The 20,626-nt window shown below is 66.1% G+C and carries 20 protein-coding genes; 9 read left to right on the top strand and 11 right to left on the bottom strand.

The window, feature by feature from the left end; translation table 11 throughout:
- Positions 1–2: 2 nt before the first annotated feature.
- Entirely contained in the window at positions 3–662 is a 660-nt protein-coding gene (locus RMET_RS27575; protein ID WP_011519797.1) for a response regulator, read from the bottom strand.
- A 149-nt stretch (positions 663–811) separates the two neighbouring features.
- On the opposite strand from RMET_RS27575, the gene RMET_RS27570 reads away from it, so the two are divergent.
- The 4 genes from RMET_RS27570 to RMET_RS27555 all read left to right on the top strand — a co-directional run bounded on the left by RMET_RS27570 (position 812) and on the right by RMET_RS27555 (position 5,035).
- Positions 812–1,237 (top strand): PepSY domain-containing protein, encoded by a 426-nt coding sequence (locus RMET_RS27570; protein WP_011519796.1) that lies wholly within the window; start codon positions 812–814, stop codon positions 1,235–1,237.
- 113 nt (positions 1,238–1,350) lie between these two features.
- Positions 1,351–1,818 carry a DUF2271 domain-containing protein gene (locus RMET_RS27565; protein WP_011519795.1) on the top strand — a complete coding sequence of 156 codons (468 nt, stop codon included), beginning with the start codon at positions 1,351–1,353 and terminating at the stop codon, positions 1,816–1,818.
- Positions 1,819–1,866: 48 nt separating this feature from the next.
- Positions 1,867–4,065 (top strand): PepSY domain-containing protein, encoded by a 2,199-nt coding sequence (locus tag RMET_RS27560; RefSeq protein ID WP_011519794.1) that lies wholly within the window; start codon positions 1,867–1,869, stop codon positions 4,063–4,065.
- A complete protein-coding gene (locus tag RMET_RS27555) occupies positions 4,046–5,035 on the top strand; it encodes an FAD:protein FMN transferase (protein ID WP_011519793.1) in 990 nt (329 codons plus the stop codon). The genes RMET_RS27560 and RMET_RS27555 overlap by 20 nt, the downstream gene beginning before the upstream one ends.
- A 7-nt stretch (positions 5,036–5,042) precedes the next feature.
- On the opposite strand, the gene RMET_RS27550 is transcribed toward RMET_RS27555, so the two are convergent.
- Positions 5,043–6,365, bottom strand: a complete 1,323-nt coding sequence (locus RMET_RS27550) for an HdeD family acid-resistance protein (RefSeq protein WP_011519792.1) — start codon at positions 6,363–6,365, stop codon at positions 5,043–5,045.
- A 192-nt stretch (positions 6,366–6,557) separates the two neighbouring features.
- On the opposite strand from RMET_RS27550, the gene RMET_RS27545 reads away from it, so the two are divergent.
- Entirely contained in the window at positions 6,558–7,112 is a 555-nt protein-coding gene (locus RMET_RS27545) for a hypothetical protein (RefSeq protein WP_011519791.1), read from the top strand.
- A 58-nt stretch (positions 7,113–7,170) separates the two neighbouring features.
- Here the strand turns inward: RMET_RS27545 and RMET_RS27540 are convergent, their stop codons facing one another.
- The 3 genes from RMET_RS27540 to RMET_RS27530 form a co-directional block, all read right to left on the bottom strand.
- Positions 7,171–7,740 (bottom strand): AAA family ATPase, encoded by a 570-nt coding sequence (locus tag RMET_RS27540; RefSeq protein ID WP_196776426.1) that lies wholly within the window; start codon positions 7,738–7,740, stop codon positions 7,171–7,173.
- A gap of 5 nt (positions 7,741–7,745) precedes the next feature.
- Positions 7,746–7,946, bottom strand: a complete 201-nt coding sequence (locus RMET_RS27535) for a DUF2905 domain-containing protein (protein WP_008648313.1) — start codon at positions 7,944–7,946, stop codon at positions 7,746–7,748.
- A 200-nt stretch (positions 7,947–8,146) separates the two neighbouring features.
- Complete coding sequence (locus RMET_RS27530) at positions 8,147–8,953, bottom strand: IclR family transcriptional regulator (RefSeq protein ID WP_011519789.1); 807 nt, start codon at positions 8,951–8,953, stop codon at positions 8,147–8,149.
- Between the two features lie 124 nt (positions 8,954–9,077).
- On the opposite strand from RMET_RS27530, the gene RMET_RS27525 reads away from it, so the two are divergent.
- Genes RMET_RS27525 through RMET_RS27510 form a run of 4 tightly spaced genes read left to right on the top strand, consistent with a single transcriptional unit; the run spans position 9,078 to position 13,213 of the window.
- Positions 9,078–10,073: a Bug family tripartite tricarboxylate transporter substrate binding protein gene (locus RMET_RS27525; protein ID WP_011519788.1), complete on the top strand. Its 996-nt coding sequence runs from the start codon at positions 9,078–9,080 to the stop codon at positions 10,071–10,073.
- 19 nt (positions 10,074–10,092) lie between these two features.
- Positions 10,093–11,625 carry a class I adenylate-forming enzyme family protein gene (locus RMET_RS27520; RefSeq protein ID WP_011519787.1) on the top strand — a complete coding sequence of 511 codons (1,533 nt, stop codon included), beginning with the start codon at positions 10,093–10,095 and terminating at the stop codon, positions 11,623–11,625.
- Positions 11,622–12,407 (top strand): citryl-CoA lyase, encoded by a 786-nt coding sequence (locus RMET_RS27515; protein ID WP_011519786.1) that lies wholly within the window; start codon positions 11,622–11,624, stop codon positions 12,405–12,407. The genes RMET_RS27520 and RMET_RS27515 overlap by 4 nt, the downstream gene beginning before the upstream one ends.
- Positions 12,404–13,213, top strand: a complete 810-nt coding sequence (locus RMET_RS27510) for an SDR family NAD(P)-dependent oxidoreductase (RefSeq protein ID WP_011519785.1) — start codon at positions 12,404–12,406, stop codon at positions 13,211–13,213. The genes RMET_RS27515 and RMET_RS27510 overlap by 4 nt, the downstream gene beginning before the upstream one ends.
- Before the next feature lie 47 nt (positions 13,214–13,260).
- On the opposite strand, the gene RMET_RS27505 is transcribed toward RMET_RS27510, so the two are convergent.
- From RMET_RS27505 to RMET_RS27480, 6 genes are read right to left on the bottom strand one after another with little or no spacing between them, the layout of a single operon-like run.
- The gene (locus RMET_RS27505) at positions 13,261–14,046 is read right to left on the bottom strand and encodes a heme ABC transporter ATP-binding protein (RefSeq protein WP_011519784.1); all 786 of its coding nucleotides are present in this window, start codon (positions 14,044–14,046) and stop codon (positions 13,261–13,263) included.
- Between the two features lie 19 nt (positions 14,047–14,065).
- Positions 14,066–15,067: a FecCD family ABC transporter permease gene (locus tag RMET_RS27500; protein ID WP_011519783.1), complete on the bottom strand. Its 1,002-nt coding sequence runs from the start codon at positions 15,065–15,067 to the stop codon at positions 14,066–14,068.
- Positions 15,064–15,915 (bottom strand): heme/hemin ABC transporter substrate-binding protein, encoded by an 852-nt coding sequence (locus RMET_RS27495; protein ID WP_011519782.1) that lies wholly within the window; start codon positions 15,913–15,915, stop codon positions 15,064–15,066. The genes RMET_RS27500 and RMET_RS27495 overlap by 4 nt, the downstream gene beginning before the upstream one ends.
- An 18-nt stretch (positions 15,916–15,933) precedes the next feature.
- On the bottom strand, positions 15,934–16,974 hold the full coding sequence (locus RMET_RS27490) for a hemin-degrading factor (protein ID WP_011519781.1): 1,041 nt from the start codon (positions 16,972–16,974) through the stop codon (positions 15,934–15,936).
- Between the two features lie 17 nt (positions 16,975–16,991).
- Complete coding sequence (locus RMET_RS27485; RefSeq protein WP_011519780.1) at positions 16,992–18,332, bottom strand: HmuY family protein; 1,341 nt, start codon at positions 18,330–18,332, stop codon at positions 16,992–16,994.
- Positions 18,333–18,368: 36 nt separating this feature from the next.
- The gene (locus RMET_RS27480) at positions 18,369–20,249 is read right to left on the bottom strand and encodes a TonB-dependent receptor plug domain-containing protein (protein WP_231138550.1); all 1,881 of its coding nucleotides are present in this window, start codon (positions 20,247–20,249) and stop codon (positions 18,369–18,371) included.
- Between the last annotated feature and the right edge of the window lie 377 nt (positions 20,250–20,626).

Here is a 20,626-nt window from a genome sequence, read left to right as displayed (position 1 = left end):
CGTCAGTCCCGCCTGAGTCGATAGCCTAGCCCGCGCAAGGTCTCGATGACATCCGCGCCAAGTTTCTTGCGCAGCCGGCTCATATGGACCTCGATGGTGTTGCTGCCGACTTCCTCGTTGAAGGAGTAAAGCCGTTCCTCGAGCCTTGCCCGCGACACGATCATGCCCGGATGCTGGATCAGTGCCTCAAGCAGCGCCCATTCGCTGGCCGTCAGGTCGACGCGGGTTTCGCCGCGCATCACGCTATGCCCGGCCGTGTCGATGCGTAGGTCGCCAAGATTCACCAATGGATTCGGATTACCCGCGTACCGACGCGCCACCGCGCTGACGCGCGCGGACAGTTCGGACAGGTCGAACGGCTTGACCAGGTAGTCATCCGCGCCGGCGTTCAGACCGGCAATGCGATTCGACACCTGATCGAGCGCGGTCAGGATGATGATGGGCACGTTCGATCCGCTCGCGCGCAGTTCACGCAGGAAATCAAGGCCGCGGCCATCGGGCAGCAGCAGGTCTAGCAGGATCAGGTCGTAGGTTGCGGCCGCAAGATGTCGGCGCGCATCGGCGAGATTGGCCACGAAGTCGGTCGGATGCCCGTCCTTTTCGATCTGGTCGCGGACGGCCTGCCCAAGCCACGGTTCATCCTCGATGAGAAGAACTCTCATTACGGCTTCCCTGAAGCATGTATCACATGATATTGCCACGCGAACCTGTCGCGAACATGAAGAAAATTCTCTGCCATCGCAAGGTTCGCTTCAGGTTCGCGGCGCATTGTGGAGTCCAAGGAAGCCACACGTAACAAGGAGATGCCGCAATGAAACGCCTTCGGATTGGTATGGGAAAGACCCTCGTGCTCGCGATGCTCGCGCTCGGTGGTGCCACGGTGGGTATTCACACGGTGCAGGCGCACGACCGCGATGACTGCGAGGCGCCGATCAACGACTGGAAGCCGCGCGATGCGGTCCGGGCCATGGCGCAACAGAAAGGCTGGCAGGTCGACAAGCTCAAGATCGACGATGGTTGCTATGAAATCAAGGGCCGCGATAAGGACGGCCAGCGCTTCAAGGCCAAGATTGATCCCGTCACGCTCGACGTCGTGCGCATGAAGCGGGAAGGGGATCACGGCGATCGCGGCGCGGGCAGGACACCGGCGAATGCAGTGGTGAATACAGCGCCCGCGAATGCGGTCACCGACAGTTCGTCGACGCCGGCTACCAAGCCCCAGGTCGAGATCCGCTGAAACCAACTGCGGATCCACACCGCGTACTCCTCGCCAGCGGCACCGCTCACGCAGCGTGTGTGCCGACTGGCCAGGAACGACGACCCCGCTTTGCACAGATCAGGAGCATTCAGATGAAAGCCGCACTTCCCGTCGCCATGCTTGTGGGCGCGCTCGCCGTGCCGTCACTCGCTTCCGCGCGTCAGGTCTCGTTCGAGACGCAGATGTCCAACTATGGCGGAGACGGTGCCTACGTCGCCCTCTATTTGACCGACAACGCCGGACGCTATCAGCGCACGTTGTGGGTGGCCGGGCCCAAGGCCAAGTATCACAAGAACCTGCGCGACTGGTATCGCGCCGCAGGGGGCACCGCGAAAGTGGATGGCATCTCCGGCGCCAGTGTTGGCGCCGGGAAGACGTTGCGCGTGACGCTGGATCTGGCGGACACGCTGATCGATGCCGGATATCAGGTGCATATCGATACCGCTGTGGAGGATATGAAGGCGTACCCGTCTGAGGTTGTCGTGCCGCTGACCAGATCCGGCGTGAACAAGCCGGTGAGCGGCAATGGTTACGTGAAGTCGTTCCGCTACGCCTTGTAAGCAGGGCGGCCACGACAACACGCGATAAAGGAAAAAGGAGGTCCACCGATGCTACGCAAGTTCCATCTGGTTCCAGGACTCGTCGCCGCGTTGCTGATGACGATCATCGCACTATCGGGCGCGGTGTTGTCGGTGAATCCGGCGCTTGAACGTGTGGATGCCGTTCGCGCGGGCCAGGCTTCGGTAAGCGTGGCCACGCTCGCGAGCCGCGTACAGACGGAGATCCCGGGCGTCGAAGCGCTTGCGCGGCGGCCGTCGGGGACGTTCATCGCGTATCACGAGGTCGACGGTCAGCAGCGCGCCTCGATCATCGACCCTGCCAGCGGCAAGGCGACGGGAGACTATGTCACCTCGCCGGTTTGGCGATGGATGAAGAACCTGCATCGCAAGCTGTTTCTCGGCGACGCAGGCCGGATTGCGGCCGGCGTGACGGCCGCATTCATGCTGCTCGTCACGATTTCCGGGCTGGCGTTGCTCGCGCGGCGCATGGGCGGGTGGAAGCACCTGCTCGGCCCGATCCGCGGCAACGGACTCCAGCGCGTGCACAACGAGACCGCGCGCGTGGCGCTGCTAGGGCTGACGCTGTCGGCGGTGACCGGGCTTGTTATGTCGATGACGACATTCGGGCTGATACCGGAAGGCGGCGGCCAGGACCCTGTGCTCAGCGTGCCTGCGGCGGTGGCGCCGGCAATGCCGCTGGAGCGGATGCCCGCGCTGGGTATCGACAGCGCAGGCCTGCACCAACTGACATTCGCCCATGCCGATGCCCAGGGCGACGTCATCGAACTGGATACGACCGACGGCGTCGGGTATGTCGATCCGGCGACGGGGAAGATGACCGCCTTCCAGCCCACCGACGGCTGGCAGCGCGTGCAGGCGGTTGTCCGCATGTTGCATACGGGCCAGGGGATGTGGTGGCTCGGGTTGATGCTTGGTGCGTCGTCGCTGTCGGTGCCGGTGCTGGCAGTGACGGGCCTGCTGCTGTGGCTGCGTCGTCGGGGAACCATGCCGACCTTGGCCGGCAATGTGCCGGCACGCGACGCGGATACGGTGTTGCTGGTGGGCTCCGAGGGCAACACCACATGGGGCTTTGCTTCTGCGCTGCATGCCGCGTTGACCGAGGCAGGCCTGCGCGTGCATACCGCGCCGATGAATGAGCTGGCGGACAGCTATCGTGGGAAAAAGCGGCTGCTGGTCCTGACCGCCACGTATGGCGATGGCGATGCACCCGAGAGCGCAAGTCACTTCCTGTCGAAGCTCAATCGCCTGACGGTCCCAACCGATACCGACTTTGCGGTGCTGGGGTTCGGTGATCGCCAGTTCCCCGCGTTCTGCGGCTATGCGAGCGCGGTGCACGATGCGCTGCTGGGCAAGGGTCTGCGAGCCCTTGCCGATCCGGGCACGGTGGACCGGCAGTCGGAGCCGGAATTCCGGCAATGGTGCGACTGGCTGGCCACGACGCTCGGGTTGTCGCTTGATATTCGCTACACGCCGATGCTGCCACCCAGCGTGCCGCTCAAGCTCCTCTCGCGTGAGGACTACGGCGTCGGCGCTGAGGCGATGACCTCGGTCCTGCGCTTCGTCCCAGAGCAGCGTGCCACGCCGTTCCGGCCAGGGCTGCCCACGTTCGAGACCGGGGATCTGCTCGGCATCGTGCCGCCCGGCGCTACGTCGCCCCGGTACTACTCGCTCGCGAGCGGCGCGGCGGACGGTGTGGTGGAGATCTGCGTGCGGCGGCTGCCTGAAGGCGTGTGTTCCACGTACCTCACAGACCTGCGCCCCGGCGACACCATCGACGCATTTATCCGGCCGCACACGCGCTTCCGGCCCGAACCAGGCAATGCACCCGTGATCATGATCGGGGCCGGCACCGGGATCGGCCCGTTGATTGGCTTTATCCGGCACAACGCGGCACGCCGGCCCATGCACCTGTACTTTGGGGCGCGCAATGCCGAGGACGGCTACCTGTATCGCGACGAGCTGAAGGGCCTGGTGGCCGACCAGCGGCTGCACGCGCTCACGACCGCGTTCTCACGTTCGGGCAACCGGACCTATGTGCAGGAAAGACTGGTCGCCGATGCGCAGAGCCTGCGCGGGTTGATGGCCCACGGTGCGCAGATCATGGTGTGCGGCGGCCGCAAGATGGCCGAGGGCGTGGCACAGGCGTGGGAGCGGATTCTGACGGACACCGGCTTGTCCGTCGCGCAACTCAAAGCGGAGGGACGCTATGTCGAGGACGTCTACTAATCGGTCAGACACGGCGCTCGAACTCTGTCGCGTCAGCGGCGCGACCATGGGCACCCGCTACACGGCGGCATACTACGCGCCGCCGGGCATGGATGAAGCGGTGCTGGCGGAACGACTCGCCCTGGCGGTCGGCGCCGTGGATGCGCAGATGTCGAACTGGAAGGCAGACTCGGATCTGTCCCGACTGAACCGTGCTGCGCCGGGCGGTTGGGTGCCGGTCTCCAGGAACCTCGCAACCCTGCTTGCGCGGGCGCTGAAGATCGGCAGTGATACGCACAACGCGTTCAACATCGGCGTCGGCGATCTGGTCGACCGGTGGGGGTTCGGACCGTCCGGGGCGCAATGCGTTTCGCATCCAGATCTCGGTGAGGCGGCCGGCGCAAGTCCCCGCCAGCCAGCAGGAGAACTGATCGAGGTGGATGAGCGGCTGTGCCGCGTGCGCAAGCTCGGCCCGGTCGTGCTCGATCTGTGTGGCATCGCCAAGGGGTTTGGCGTCGATGAACTCGGGCGTGTGCTGAGCGAGCACGGTATCGAATCCTGGCTGGTCGGCATCGACGGCGAGATGCGCGCGCGTGGGAATAAGCCAGATGGCGGGCCGTGGGCGATCGCCCTCGAGGCCCCGGACTATGAGCGCCGCGCGGCGATGGGCGTGATCGAACTGGCAGATGCCGCCATTGCCACGTCCGGCGATTACCGGCGCTGGGCCGATGTCGGCGGCGCGCGCATTTCGCACACGATGGACCCGCGTACCGGTGCGCCGCTGGCGGGTGGGATGGCATCGGTCACGGTGGTGGCGAAGACCTGCGCGGATGCCGATGCCTATGCGACGGCGCTGATGGTGCTCGGCGCGCAGGCTGGGCCGGACTACGCGCGGCAGCGCGGCCTCGACGTCCTCTTCATCGTGCGCGATGGCGAGGCGCTGCGCACGATCGGAACCGGATGCTTTGCGGACGAGGCGCCGTCAAGCTGACACGGCACTAGCGCGATTCGCGCCCCGAGCGCCGCGCCGCCAGCCCGCTCCACACGGTCGCCCACGCAAAGGGGCGCGGGTCGGCCAACATGCTCATGGCGCGAGCGTAGTCGAGTGTCAGGCCCGGCGTCCACGCCATGGTGGCGGCGCGCTTGCGCAGATGGGCTGCTACCCACAACTCCGGTGTCAGCAATAGCCGGAACAGCGGCCACCAGCCGCCGAGCCGCGTCCAGGCACGTGTGGCGGCGCCCTCCAGTGCGGCATCGAGCGCACGTGCCACCGTGCTCGAGCAGTTCCGGTATGTCAGGTTGTAGGTCGTGTTCTGCCGATAGTCGTGCCAGAAGTTCTGCAGGCGCTCGGCATCGTAATTGCGAATACGGACCTGAACGGTCGACGCGCACCATGCCTTGGATTCTGTCGGATAGTCAGGCTGGAACCGTCCGGGTACGTTGTTCTCCTGCGTGGCCCGCAGCAGCCGCGTGAAATCGTCTGGCGAACGGTCGATCTCGACGGCCGGGTAGAGGCTGATGTAGATGCCTTCAGGTGATTCCAGCGCGGCGTGCCCCGTGGAGATAACGCCATCGCGGTCGACGGCGGCGATGTAGCGGTCGATGATCGGCTGATGCTGTGCCTTGGACTTCGCGGAACCCACGGGCGTCCAGACGTGGACGGTCAACGCGCGTTCGTCCGACGCGGGCGGTCCGCTCCACGTCGTCAGGCGCCGCTTGTTCGATTCGGCGCTGGCGGACTCCGGATCCTTGCGCAGGCCGGGGTTGCCGGCAAGCCGGCGCGCGCGCGATGCCAGCAGCAACATGTTCCAGCCGCCGAAGATCAGCCCGAGCGCCACGCAGTAGGGCACGGTGCCGACATAGTGCGTCGGGTAGGGCTGGATGAAGAAGATGGCCAGGGCGATCTCGATCACGCCTCCCGCCATTGCCAGCCGCCACGTGCGAAAGCGCACCACATGCGCGGAGGCCACCTGCAGCAGGCCATCGGCCAGAAACAGCGCGCCGAAGATGACCGACAGGACCATGTGGCCATGGTGGCGCTCGGCCAGCACGAGGATGGCGGCCACGCTGAAGGCGATGCCCTTGGCGTAGCGCAGCGTACGCTGGCCACCAATGCCGGTCGAGGCGACGGCCAGCGTGGCCAGCCCTTCCAGAAGCAGCAGCCAGGCAAACGGCTGGATCGGGAAATCAAGCTTGCCGTCGAGCGCATCGATGAACAGCACGGCACCGACCACTATGCTGAGGGCGCCGGCCCAGGCCAGCGCTTTCCAACGTGTACGCAGGTAATCCACTCCCAACAGCAGCATCAGCAGGCGAACCATTGGCGTCTCCGGCGTGGCGGTATGAATGGTTTGCGGATTCTACCGTCTCTTTCAATGCCTGAACCAGCATGACGGCAAGGTAGCCGGCGCTGCCACCCCCCCAAGGTGGGATTTGGGTCTCGCGGAATTCTTCCGTAGTTCGTTGAGGGCACGGATATCGACAGAGCCCATATAACCCACTGGAAGAGAATCATGAAGCAATGCAAGTTTGCCCTCGTTGCCGCCATCTGCGCGACGGGCGTTCTTTTGACCGGATGCGAGACCACGAACTCGATCCCCTACAAGGCATCCGCCTCGAACGTTATCGCCATCCAGCAGAGCCTGCAGTCGAAGAAGGTCAGCGTCAGCGATGTCGGCATGGCGCCGGGCGTCGACGAGAGCCCGCTGTGCCGTCTGATGGGGCCGGTCAAGGTGGCGCCGGGCAAGACGCTGTCGCAGTACATCAAGGACGCCTTCCAGGAAGAACTCCTGATGGCGCAAGCCTATGATGTGAAGGGCGCCCCGATTCAGGGCCGCATCGAGGAACTGAGCTTCAGCTCGGTGTCCCCGGCGTACTGGCAGATCACGATGGCCGTGCAATCGCCGGCGGACAAGGGCTACAAGGTCTCGGTCAAGTACCCGTTCGACACGAGCTTCACGGCCATGGGCGCGTGCAAGAACGTGGCGGATGCCTTCGGCCCGGCCGTGCAGGAACTGCTCAAGCAAGTCGTGACGAACCCGCAGTTCCCGAAGCTGTCCGGCAAGTAAGCCATCGAAGCAAGCCGTCTGGGGTACGCTCCCTTCCGCTTCTCGCGGAGGGTGGCGTCTACCCCTGGAGGGTATTCAGGACGAAATCGGCGCGCTCGGCAATGCTGGCCCTGGGGATGATGCGAACGTCATACCCAAGCGCTGGATAGGCTTCGAGCAGCCGCGCGTACTCTGCGGTGGCGGCGTCGAGGTCATGGCGGCGCTCGGCGTCCTGAACGTAGATCTCCGGCCAGGGTGGCGTCAGGAATACGACCCGATGGTACGGCCGGACCTGATGCACGAGCGGCGCGAGTTGCGGCTTGCCACTGACGTGCTGAAGCGCGACGAACGCGTCGACCAGCCCTCGATCGAAGAAGATCCATTTCCCTGGCTCACCCGGCTCACTGAGCCCAATCCGGCCAGCCGACTGTTCCAGCGCGAGCACGTCGGCACGCGCCATGGCGATCACGCGGCGCAGAAAGGCGGGCATGTCGACCCATGGCAGTGCGTTGCCATGGCGGGCCGTTTCTTCCACGACGACGCGCCGCCCTGGTTCTTCCACCACGGGATAGCCACGCGCCCCGAGTTCGCTCAGCAGCGACGATTTCCCGCCACCCGAGCACCCTGAGATCACGACGCACTGGCTCATCGCCGTCATCGCCGTAGCAGCCAGAGCACCAGCGACACCAGCAGCGAGATCAGGATGCAGGTGGTGATGGGGAAGTAGAAACTGAAACCGTCGCGGACGATCCGGATGTCACCGGGCAGCCGCCCGAGCGGCAGCCGCGATAGCCAGGGCCATGCGATTGCCGCGACGAGAAACAGGCAGCCAAGAATCAGAAGCAGACGTTGCATGACGGAGGCGGTAGGGCGCAGGGCCGAAAGCAGTGGGGAAGGGAATGCGGGCTGGCGGGCTTGCCGGCGGGCGGCGCTTCCCTGGTTCGACCGGCTGTGTGGAAGAGGATTCCCAAATGGAACGGGCAGGCCAATGATCTTGCCCGTAAAGCGGCGGAGTGTCGACCTGGCGTTCCGCCAGGTGAGTCGCTACGGCCCGGCTACAGGCCACACGGCAGCAACGCCGCCACTGCTTCGCGCATCACCCGAGCCAGCAACTGCTGCCGCTCGCGCGGCATTCGCGCAAGCGTGGTGGCCACGCTGATGCCAGCCACGGGCTCGCCATCGCGATCGTGCACGGCCATGCCCACGGCCAGTGCGCCGCGCGTGGCGTGATTGCCGATCACCGAGTAGCCGCGTTCGCGCGTGGCGCGGATCAGGATGCGCATCCGGTCGGGCGTCATGCCGCCGTACTGGTCCAGCACGCCTGCATTGGTGGCGATCACCTCGTCGACGGTGGCATCGGGCAGTGCTGCCAGCAGCGCCAGCCCCGCTGCGCCAACGCCCAGCGGTTGCCGGGTGCCCACCTGGATGACCAGCACCTGCACGGGATGGGTGCCCACGTGGCGCGCGATGCAGCGCGACAACGCGCCATCGCGAACCACGCAGAAGGCGGCATCGCCGCACGCCTGGCTCACCCGCGTGAGCACCGGGCCCAGCTTTCCAGAAAGGTCCGTCGATTCCCCACGCTGTGGCATTGCCGCCAGACGCGGACCGCGCACATAGCGAAATCTCCCGTGCTGGACCACATATCCACAGTCGATCAGGGCCGCCAGCAAGCGGTAGACCGTGGGCCGCTCCAGGCCGGCCGCGCGGCACATGTCGATCACCCGGAGACCATCCTTACCGGCTGCCAGGATGGCGTCGAGCAGCGTCAGGCCGCGTCGTAAGGCGCGGGTGCCTTCCTCGGAGGTCGAAGATGAAACGTCCGTCTGCCGGACGTTTCGATTCGCAGTGCGAGAAGTCATGGGAAAGAATTTGCGGGCCGGAAAGCAGTCCGCAGTATGCCGCAGGTGCGCCGCAAGGTGCGATGGGCAAATCGAGCAGACGGGCGCGTTCCGGGCACGACCACCCAACTAGGAGACAGCACTCATGACTTTCTGGAACGCGGCGCGCAGGCGCCTGTTGAGCCACGCCCTGATCAGTGCCGCGCTTGCGTGCGGCGTTCCCGCCGCCCAGGCGGCGGATTCCAGCTTTCCCACGCGCCCCGTGCGGCTCGTGGTGGGTTATGCCGCCGGAGGCGCCACCGACGTGCTGGCCCGCCTGGTAGCGCAAAAGATGGGCGAGGCGCTGGGTCAGCCGATCGTGGTGGAAAACCGCGCCGGCGCCAATAGCAACGTTGGCGCCGAAGTTGTGGCCAAGGCGACGCCGGATGGCTACACGCTCTACGTCTTCACGATCGCGAACACGATCAATGCCACGCTCTACGACAAGCTCGGCTACGACCCCGTGCGCGACTTCGAGCCCGTCGGCATGATTGCCAAGATCCCGAACGTGCTGGTGGTCAACCCGAAGTTGCCGGTCAAGACCGTTGCCGACTACGTGCGGTTGGCCAAGGAGTCGCCCGATGGTGTGACGTTCGCGTCGTCGGGTAGCGGATCGTCCATCCACCTGTCCGGAGAGATGTTCCGTAGCCGCAGTGGCGCCAACATGCTGCACGTGCCTTACAAGGGGAGCGCGCCGGCCGTCACCGATCTGCTGGGTGGGCAGGTGCAGTCGATGTTCGACAACGCGCCGTCCGCGCTGCCGCACGTGAAGTCCGGCAAGTTGCGCGCCATCGCGGTCACCAGCGCCCAGCGCATGCCCCAACTGCCTGATGTGCCCACGGTGGCGGAATCCGGACTCCCGGGCTTCGATGTGCAGTCATGGTTCTCTATCGCCGCGCCGGCGGGAACGCCCAAGCCGGTGATCGACAAGCTCAACACGGCACTGAACAAGGCGCTCAACGCATCCGAGGTACGCGAGCGTATGCGCGACCTGGCGGCCACGCCCGAGCCAGGCACCCCCGAGCAACTCCGTACCTTCGCGGCGTCCGAGATCAAGCGTTGGCACGACGTGGTCAAGCAATCGGGCGCGCGTGTCAACTGAGGATTCCCAAGGACCATCCATGCTTCCGATTGAACTGTTCTGGCGGGCCGCCGACCGCTGGCCCGACAACGTCGCCATTGACGCCCCCGGCGGCAGCCTGCGCTATCGCGAACTGGCCGGCCAGGTGGCGGCGCTGGCCACGCATTTCATGACGCTCGATCCCGCGCCGCAGAGTCGCGTGGGCATCTGCGCCGGCAACTCGGCCGAGCACATCGTGGCGCTGCTGGCGGTGCTGGCCAGCGGCAAGATCTGGGTGCCGCTGAACCCGAAGAGCACTCAGCCCGAGTTGCGCCGCATCATCGACGCCACGACGCCGAGCATCGTGGTACTCGATGCCGCCTCCGAAGCGCTGCTGGGCGATGCACCGGGCACGCGGCTCTACACGGACTATGCGGACCATGCGTCAGGCGGCGCAGACGTGCTGAGCGCCGTTGTTCTCCGGTATCCCGATGCCACGCGCCCGGTGCTCGATCTGCACCGGGACGCCACGCAGGCCATCAAGTTCACAGGCGGTACCACGGGCGCGCCCAAGGGCGTCATGCAGCCGTATCGCGCCTGGATGACCAATATCGTCAACCAGATCCACGCCTGGGGCTTCACCGAGGCGGATCGCTATGTGATGGCCGCGCCGATCACGCATGGCACGTCCACCTACGTCATGCCGATCCTGGCGCAGGGCGGTTGTCACGTGATCATGGAAGGCAGCGGGGCAGAAGCGGTGCGCGCCACGTTCCGTGACCGCGCCGGCACGGTCTGCTTTATGCCGCCCACGCTGATCTACATGCTGATGGCGCTGCCCGGCACATCGCGCGCCGACTACCCGGCGCTGCGTCGCCTGATTTACGGCGGCGCGCCGATGCCGCCGCAGAAGATCCAGCAGGCGCGCGAGTTCTTCGGGTCGGTGGTGGCCACCACATATGGCCAGACCGAAGCGCCGCAACTGCTGACGGTGATCGGCCCCGACGATCTGGCTGACGAGCGCCGCATGGCATCGGTGGGGCGCGCCACGTGGTTCAGCGAGGTGGCGATCATGTCCCCCGACGGGCGTCTGCTGCCCCGTGGCGAGGTGGGCGAAGTGGTGGCGCGTGGCGATCTGGTCATGACCGGCTACTGGAACCGCCCGGACCTGACCGCCGCGACCATCGTCGACGGCTGGTTGCATACCGGGGATCGTGGCATGTTGGACGCGCAGGGTTTCCTGTATCTGAAGGACCGCCTGCGCGAAGTGGTGATCACCGGCGGCTTCAACGTCTACCCGATCGACGTGGAGAACGCGCTGGGCCAGCACCCGGCCGTGCATGAATGCGCGGTGTTCGGCGTGCCCGACGACAAATGGGGCGAAGCGGTCCATGCGGCCGTGCAATTGCGCGAAGGATGCGCGGTGCAGGCCACCGAGCTGATCGCGTTCGTGCGCGAGCGGCTGGGTCCGGTGCAGACGCCAAAGCAGATTCATTTCCACACCAGCCTGCCGCGCTCCACCGTCGGCAAGGTACTCAAGAACACCGTGCGCGACCAGGCGCTGACGGCATTGCAAACCGGAGACCAAGCATGAGCCAACAAGACAAGCCGGTGACCCGGCTGTGCACCCACACGCTGACCAGCCTGCACTATCGCGAGGCCGATCTCGTGGACGACCTTCTGGGCAAGAAGACCTTCACCGAAGTCATGCTGATGCAGATCCTCGGCCGCACCCCGCGCCCGGTGGACATGCGTATCGCCGACATGGTGCTCGTGGTGCTGATGGAGCACGGCCTGACGCCAAGCGCCATCGCCACGCGCCTGATCTACATGAGCGCGCCAGAGAACCTGCAAGGCGCCGTGTCGGCTGGCCTGCTGGCGGTTGGCAGTTCGTTCGTCGGCACGATGGAGAACTGCTCGACGTTGCTGGACCGCATTCTGGCGGCACAGGACCCCGATGCCGAAGCACTGTCCATCGCGCGCCACTACAAGGAAATGCGGGCGGCCGTGCCGGGTTTTGGCCATCACCTGCACAAGCCGGTGGACCCGCGCGCGTACAAGCTGCTGGAACTCGGCGATGCGGAGCCGGATCTGGCCGGCGCGCATATCGGTGCCCTGAGACGCCTGTCGGCGGCGGTTGACGAAGTGGCGGGGCGGCCGATCACGATCAATGCCACGGGGTCGGTGGCCGCGCTGCTTGGCGAGATTGGCGTGCCGACGGCGGTGATGCGGGGGTTCGCGGTGATCTCCCGCGCGGCTGGGCTCGTGGCCCATATCGTCGAGGAGCAGCAGAGCCCGTCGGGACGCTATATCTGGGACGTGGTCGAGGAGGCCATCCCGTACGTCGGCAACGCGCCGCACGGAGACCACGCATGAACGCGCTGCCGCTCAGTCTGGCGGATCGCACCGTGTTTGTGGCGGGCGGTGGATCGGCGGGCCCCGGCTGGAGCATCGGGCGCGCCGCCAGCGTGACCTATGCCCGGCTTGGCGCCCGCGTCTGCGTGGTGGACCGCGACGCCGCCTCGGCTGCGGAGACGACGGCGCTGATTCGGGCCGAGGGTGGCGCGGCGGAGACCTTCGTCGGCGACGTGGCGGAAGAGGCGGAGATCGCGCGCCTGTTCGCGGAGGCGCGCGAACACTTCGGCCCCATCGATGTGCTGCATCACAACGTTGGCATCGGCAAGACCGGCGGGGTTCTGGACACCGATGTGCGGGATTTCGATGCGGCCCACAACGTGAACGTGCGAAGCCTGCTGCTGGCGTCGCAGCAGGTGCTGCCGTCAATGGTCGAGCGGGGCCGGGGTGCCATCGTCACGGTTTCCTCGGTGGCGGGGCTACGCTATATCGGCTATCCGCACCTGTCGTACAGCGTCAGCAAGGCCGCGCTGATCCAGTTCACGCGGATGATCGCGCAGCAGTACGCGGGCAGCGGCATCCGTGCAAATTGCGTGGTGCCGGGTTTGATCGACACGCCACGCATCGCCCATACCGTGGCGAAGCAGTTCTCGGCGGACAGTCTCGACGACGCCCGCGCGGCGCGTGCGAGACAGGTGCCGATGCAGCGGATGGGCACCGCGTGGGACGTGGCACACGCCTGTGCGTTCCTGGCGTCGGATGCAGCGGCCTACATTACCGGCACCGAGCTGGTGGTCGATGGAGGGATAACGGGGAAGTACGCATAGGTGCGTCCCCCATGGGCGCCGCTCAGCTGCTCAGCCGCTCAGCCGAATCAGCCAAACACCACCATCGGCACGCCCCGGTGAACTGGCGATTCCATGACGGTGGCTGGAATGCCGTACACCGTGGCGAGGTTCGGCGGGGTCAGCACGTCGGCGGGGGTGCCGCTGGCCACGGTACGGCCATCGGCCAGCAGCACGAGCCTGTCGCACCAGCGGGCGGCGAGATTGACGTCGTGGAGCACGACCAGCACCGCCAGGGCGTCGGTATGGCACAGGTTGCGCGCCGTGCCGAGCAGTTGCAACTGATGCCGGGGGTCGAGGCTCGAAATCGGTTCATCGAGCAGTAGCGCGCGGTAGCTGTCGGCCGTGCGGCAGGCCAGCACCTGCACCAGCGCGCGAGCGAACTGCACGCGCTGCTGTTCGCCGCCGGATAGGCTCTGGTACGAACGCGTGGCCAGATGCGCGACGTCGGCCAGCGCCAGGGCGCGGTCCAGCAGGGTATCGAGCGTGTGCTTGCCCATCTCTGGAAATGGATAGCCGCCCATCGCCACCACCTCGGTCACACCCAGGTCGAAGCCCAGACCGGGCGATTGCGGCAGCACCGCACGGCTACGGGCGAGCTCGTCCACGGGCCAGTCCGTCAATGGCCGGTTGCAGAGCGACACCGCCGCGTCGTCGCCGGGCAGTTCACCTGCCAGCGTGCCGAGCAGCGTGCTCTTGCCGGCGCCGTTGGCACCGAGCACGCCGACCATCTCGCCGGCCGGCAGGGTCAGGTCGATACCGGACAGGATCTGCCGCCGACCGCGGCTGCATGAAAGATTGCGGGCAATCAGCATGTCAGGTTCGTCAGGTTCATCAGGGTCTTTTGCGTGTCAGCATCCAGAGCAGGAATGGCCCACCCACCAGGCTCGTGACGATGCCGATCGGCAGTTCCGCCGGAACCACCACCGTGCGTGCCATCCAGTCGCCCAGCGTCAAGGCGATAGCGCCGCCCGCCAGTGTGTTCGGCAGCAGCCAGCGATGATCGGCACCTAGTGCCAGCCGGATCAGATGCGGCACGACCAGTCCCACGAAGGAAATCGTTCCCGTGACGGCCACGATGGGCCCTACCAGCAGCGCGGTAAGCACGATCAACCGGCGGCGGAGCCGCTTCAGGTCGAAGCCGATGTGCTGGGCTTCCCGTTCGCCGAGCAGCAGCGCGTTCATCGCGCGCCAGTCACGCATGAGCAGCGCGCACAGCACGGCCACCAGCGGCACAAGCCACGCCAGGATCGACCACGTCGCGCCAGCAAGGCTGCCCATGTTCCAGAACGTCAGGTTGCGCAGTTGCACGTCGCTGGCCTGATAGGTGAAGAACCCAACGACGGCCGCGCAGATCGCATTGATGGCCACGCCGGCGAGCAGCAGGTTGGCCGCGCCCGGGCGCCGTGTGCCAAGCACGTAGGCGAAGGCGGTGGCAATCAGGCTGCCTGCGAATGCGGCGGGCGCGACGCTGCCGAGCCCTTCGGCGCCCAGCACGATCGCGGCCACGGCACCCGCGGCACCGCCCAGCGAGATCCCGATCAACCCTGGCTCGGCCAGCGGATTGCGGAAGAGCGCCTGCATCACCGCGCCAGACAGTGCTAGCGCCGCGCCGGCGGTGATGGCCAGCACGATGCGCGGCAGCCGCACCTCGATCAGCACATTGCGCCAGATGACATCCTCTCCTTCGGCGGCAGGTGACCAGAGCAAGGGCAGGAGCTTGCCGTGCGGAATCGACAATGCCCCGCTGGCGGCTGCCCAGAGCGCGGTGATCACGAGCATGACGCACAGGGCGGCCAACATGCCCGGCCTTCGGCCACATTGGCCACGCATCATCGTGCTGCCACCTGCCGGCTGGCAAGACCGTTGCGCAGCAGGCGCAGCGCCTCGGGAAGGCGCGGACCGATGCTGAGCATCAGCAGATCGTCCATCACGACGATGCGCTTGTCGCGGGCCGCTGGCGTGGCGCTCAGGCCGGGCTGCGCCAGGAACGCGTCGACGCTGCCGACAGCGTCGATCGACATTGATGTCGTGACGATCACGTCCGGCCTGAGCGCCGCCGCCGCTTCCGCCGAGAACGGCTTGAAGCCGCGCTGGCCGGCCAGCGCGTTGGTCGCGCCCAGGAGCTTCAGCATGGCGTCGCCGGCGGTGTTTTCGCCCACGGCCTGCATCCGGCCGGTGTGGCTGCTGACCATCAGCACCCGCAGCCCTTCCGCAGATGGCTTGATGTCACGGAGTTCGGTGTGCAGTTTGTCGACCAGCGCCTGACCTTGCTTCGGTACATCGAGCGCCGCCGCCACGCCGAGGATGCGCTGGTCCAGCGCGGCCAGCGTCGGCTCGGACGGCACGACCACTACCTTGCTGCCCAGCTTGCGCAATTGCTCCAGCGCCTGTGGCGGACCGGCATGGTCCAGCGCCAGCACCAGGTCCGGCTTCAGGCTGACCACGCCTTCCACGGAGAACGCGCGATAGTAGCCAACCTTCGGCAGCTTCAGCGCGGCGGGTGGATAGATGCTCGAGGAATCGACGCCGACCATGCTCTTGCCGGCATCGAGCGCGTAGACGATCTCGGTGGCCGGGCCGCCGAGCCCGACCACGCGGGCTGGCGGCGCGGCGTGGGCAACGCCGGCCGCGCAAAGCAGCGGCATCAGCGCAGTAATGAGTGCGGACTGCAGGATTTTCATGCCAAACCTCCTGGACAATCAGGCCGCGAGTGCCTGCGGGCACAGCGACTCGAGCAGATGGCGCCATTCCGGCAGTTCGGGCTGCCCGGGTTTGCGCTCGCCGAAGAACTGGACGATCATCCCGCCGTCCTCACCGTACAGTTCGAGCGACGTCACCCAGCCGTCCACCGTGGGTTTGTTGACCACCCAGCTTGACGCCACCGCCTCGGTGTTCAGGTGCAGGTTGAAGGTCTCATCGAGCACGTTGAACCACGGCCCCGTCCGCAGCAGCTTCTTCACGGCGCCCGTGTGGATCTGCACGATGCCGCGATTGGCGACGAAGCACATGATCGACAGGCCGGTGGCGGCGGAGTGTTCCAGCACGGTCTCCACGGCGCGCTTGTCCACCCGTTGCGCCAGATCTGGGCCGACCGCACGCAGCGCGCCCAGCCGCGATACCTTGAACTGGCGAAGCATCGCAAAGAAGTCGTGCGTGTCCTTGAGCGCGCGCCAGTGCGCGCGCAGGGCCTCGCCGTCGGCGGGGGAGTCCGCCTCGTCGATCCGGTCAAAGCCCTCGACCCGCACCGGCGCGATCTCCTGCGCGGCGTGGCGGTCGATGTAGGCCGACCACGCGGTGGCATCGGTCTGGTCGGTCCGGTAGATCTTGTGTACCGCCTCGCCCGCCTTGTCGAAGAACTGGATGCTGTCGCGACCGTTTTCGGTTACGGCGTAGAAGTGTTTCCAGCCGCCGAAGAACATGCGCAGGTCGATGTCCGGCCCCAGCACGATGCCGACCGGGCCATTCGCCTCGATGCTCTGATACTGGCCGTGACGCTCGTGCACGGCGTGGTCGTTGCGCGAGAGCGCCATGACCGACCCCAGCGTGCCGAGATCGCGGAACAACGCCTGCGCGGTTCCGCCCAGTTGCCGTGATGCGACGCCACAGCCCGCCGCCACCAGTTCTGCCTCGGACACGCGGAGGCGCTGCGCGCGTTCGCGGATCCGCAACTTTGGATGTTCTTCGACCAGGGCGCCGTGGCGTTGGCGCAAGCTGTCGATGCTTTGCTGTTCCATGTTCATGTATTCGGAGGGGCTGATCAGGGCTGAACGTCGAAGTTGATCGTCCAGGTCTGGGTGCTGCTATTCACGTTCGGGTCCGCATAGGCGATCTTCGTCAGGTGGAAGCGCGCGTACGTGGTGCCCTCGCCGCCACGGATCAGGCCGCCGGCATCGCTGTTGGCGCTGATCAGGTGGGCGACGGCAGGCAGGCCGTTGGCGGCGGCGGCAGCAGCGGTGGGGTAGTACGTGTACCAGCCGAAGCTCATCGGATTCGGATAGCTGCCGGTATAGGCGGGGTTCAGCACCGATGCGGTGGCGTCCTTCTTCCACGCGGTGGCCGAGGCCGGCAGCGCGAGGTCGGCAGCCGTCAGATCGGCCAGGGTGCTGGCGGCGTTGCCGGTGTTCGTGAACATCGACGCCACCGGCTTGTTCGACGTGTCATAGAAGCCGGCCGGCGTCTTGGCCAGGAAGCCCGCCACGGTGCCGGTGCCCGACTCTCCGCCATTGAGCTTGACGCTGTAGCGGTTGAAGGCGATATGCCATGTGCCGCTGGCGGTGCTGACCGCGTTCGCCGCGAGGTCGTAGTAGACCCAGTCATTGCCCGACGCATTGATCGTGGCTGTCCGCACGTTGCCGGGGGCGCTGCGGTCGATGTAGCGGATCGACGGATAGCCTGAAGTCGTGCCACCGGCGCCGCCGTAGTAGCCCGTGACCTGCAGCGCGAACACCGGCGACGCTACCGTGCCAGTGGTATCGGCCGACGCGCTGTTGGTCGTGATCAGGAACGTGCGGAAGGTGGGGTAGAGCGAGTGGTCGGTTGCCGCGCCGGTCACGCCGTACTCGAACACCGCGGAGGCGATGTCATTGGTGCCGGAGAACACGCCGCTGGCGGAGTCCTTCAGGAAGACGGTGGCAGGCAGCGCGCCGCTTACGGGGTCAGTGGTGGCGTTCTTCCATGCGGACAACGCGGTCCAGGTATGGTCGAACGGGCCGCCGAACGCGCCACCGTTGCCAGTGCCGCTGGTGCCGCTGTTGGTCCAGAGCGAGGCGCTCATGCCGTTCGTGCTGCTCTTGACCTTCAGGTCCCATGCGGTGCCCGTGCAGTCGACCTGTGCCTTGGCGTTGAAGTCGTAGCAGACCGATGCATTGGCGGCCGGCAGTTTGAACGTCCATTCCGCGGATTGGGTGAAGGCTGACGTGGTGGCCGGCGGCGTGGTCGTGCCTCCGGTGGTGCCGCCTGTCGATCCACCCGTGGAACCGCCGGTGGAGGTGCTGCTGCTGTCATCGCCACCGCCGCCGCAGGCGGCCAGGGCTATTGTCAGCACGGCAGCGCCAAGCAGGCGCAGCGTGGTGTGATGCGATGCGAGTCTGGCTTTCATTGTTGATTTCCCCGTTTGTCTCTGGTTTGTTTCTGATTAGCGGGCGACGTCCACGTTGAAGCGTGCGCCCAGATAGATGAAGCGGCCCGCCACCGGCCCGAAGTCACTGGCATTTGCGAAATCGCGTTGGCGGTTGAACAGGTTGTTCACGCCGACGAAAGCGGTCACGTTGCGGTCGAGCTTCTGGTTCAGCACCAGATCCAGCGTGCCCCAGCCGGGCGAGCGCGCGCCGGTGGCCGAGTCGGTCAGCTCGCTGCTCTGGAAGCGCGCCCGCGCGGATAGCTCGGTGGCGGGCAGCACGCGCCAGTCCGCGCCGACGCGGCCCATATGGCGCGGCCGGCGGGTCAGTTCGCTACCTGTGTTCAGATCCTCGGTCGACGTGTAGGTGTAGGCGGCTGTCAGATTCAACTGGTTGGTCGCGCGCCAGCGCAGCGCTGTCTCAGCGCCCTGGGTGCGGGCGCGTGCCACGTTGCGGTAGGTGTAGACCGCGATGCCGTTGACCATCGTGAAGTTGGTCATGTCGGTCTGGATCAGATCCGCCACGTGGTTGTAGAACAGGTTGGCATCGAGCGTGACGCGGTCTCGCCACGTGAGCTGCCCGCCGAGCTGGAAGCTGTTCGACGATTCTGGTTTGAGGTTCGGGTTGCCGAGGACGATGTAGCCAAGCGAGCTGTGATCGAACAGGTAGTGCCGTTCCTTCAGGTTCGGCACGCGGTAGCCCTGGCCGTAGTTGGCGCGCAGCACGCCCTTCCAGGTGTCGTTCGACAGCAGGTTCGCGCGCACGCCCACCTTGGGCGCGAAGTGCGCGCCGAAGTCAGAGTCATGCTGGCCGCGCAGGCCGACGACCATTTCCCACGTCTCGTTGAAGAGGATGTCGTTCTGCAGGTAGAGCTCGCCGGCCTGCCGTTCGGCGCTGCCCTTGCCGGCCAGTTCGGACGTGCCGTTGACGTTCTGGTCGAGCGTTTCGCGGTGGAAGTCGCCGCCGAACTGCCAGAGCTGTCGATACCAGGCTGGCATGTCGAACTGCGCGGAGACATGGTCGGTCTGCTGCGCGGCATTGCGCGTCGCGGTCTGGAAGCCGTTCGAGTACTCGCGCGAGGTGCTGTCGTAGGTCTCGTGCACCCCGGCCAGGCGGGCGCGCACGCCATTGCCGAAGCGCCATTGGCCGCCATATGTGTAGCGGTTGCGATCGATGTCCTCTGTCTTGCGCTGCGGGACGTAGTTGGGCGGCGCGTAGTACTGGTAGCGTTGTTCGTCGGTCTCGCGATAGGCGCTGGCGTCGAACCAGAAGCTGCCGGCGGCGCTGGGCAACCATTCGAGGCGACCGGCATACTGCTCGCGGCGAATCTTGTCGCCGTGCCGTGTCCAGCCGTCGGGTTCCACGGCATAGCCCTTGTTGTCGAGCGCGTCGGCGGTGACGCGTGCGCGGAACTGTTCGTTGCCGCCTTCGAGCCGGATGTTGCCATGCAGGGAACCGGGCGAGCCGTCGGCGTTCTGGCTGCCATAGGTGCCTGCATCGGCTGTCGCGGCAGCCGAGAATCCGCGCGAGATGGGCCGCGTGATGACATTGATCACCCCGCCCATCGCCGAGCTGCCGTACTGCGCGGAACTGGCGCCCTTGACCACCTCGACGTGGTCGACTTCGGCCAGCAGGTACTGGGAAACGTCAACGGTCGACCCGGTGCTGGCCGTGATCGGCAGGCCGTCGACCAGGATAAGCACCTGGTCGCTGGTCATCCCTTGCAGGGTCACCTCATAGCCGGACTTGCCGTGGATCTCGCGCAACTGCAGGCCGGGCACGTTCTCCAGGGCGTCCTTCAGCGTGCGGGCGTGCGTGCGTTCGATCTCCTGACGGTCGACGACCTCCGTGCGGATCGGCGTTTCATCGAGTGTTTTCTCGGAACGGGTGCCTGTCACGACGACTGTAGGTAGTGGGTCCGCCGTTCCAACCGTTTGCGCCCGGAGGTGGGGTGTGGAGGAGAGCAGGGTGCCGGCGACGACGGCGAGGCATTTCAAACGCATATCGGAGGGGGCGGCTCACTGCCATGTCAAATGCAAACAGAAGTACGAATGATAACGATTCGTATTTAAGTTGTAAATTTACTTACATGTTGTGTCAGATAGACACAAATACATCAAAAAGTGCCTGATACGGCCTGTCGCACTCGCGATCTGACGATTGGGGGAGAGGTACGGATGCGTGAAGGTCGCATCGCGAAGGCTGGGAGTGCGCCAGCAGGCATACCAGCTTCAGGGGGCTTACGACGCCCGGTCCTCAGGCGCGTGGGGTTTCG

The sequence above is a fragment of the Cupriavidus metallidurans CH34 genome (assembly GCF_000196015.1).
GTDB lineage: Bacteria > Pseudomonadota > Gammaproteobacteria > Burkholderiales > Burkholderiaceae > Cupriavidus > Cupriavidus metallidurans.
This window is presented reverse-complemented; position numbering and strand designations above follow the sequence as displayed.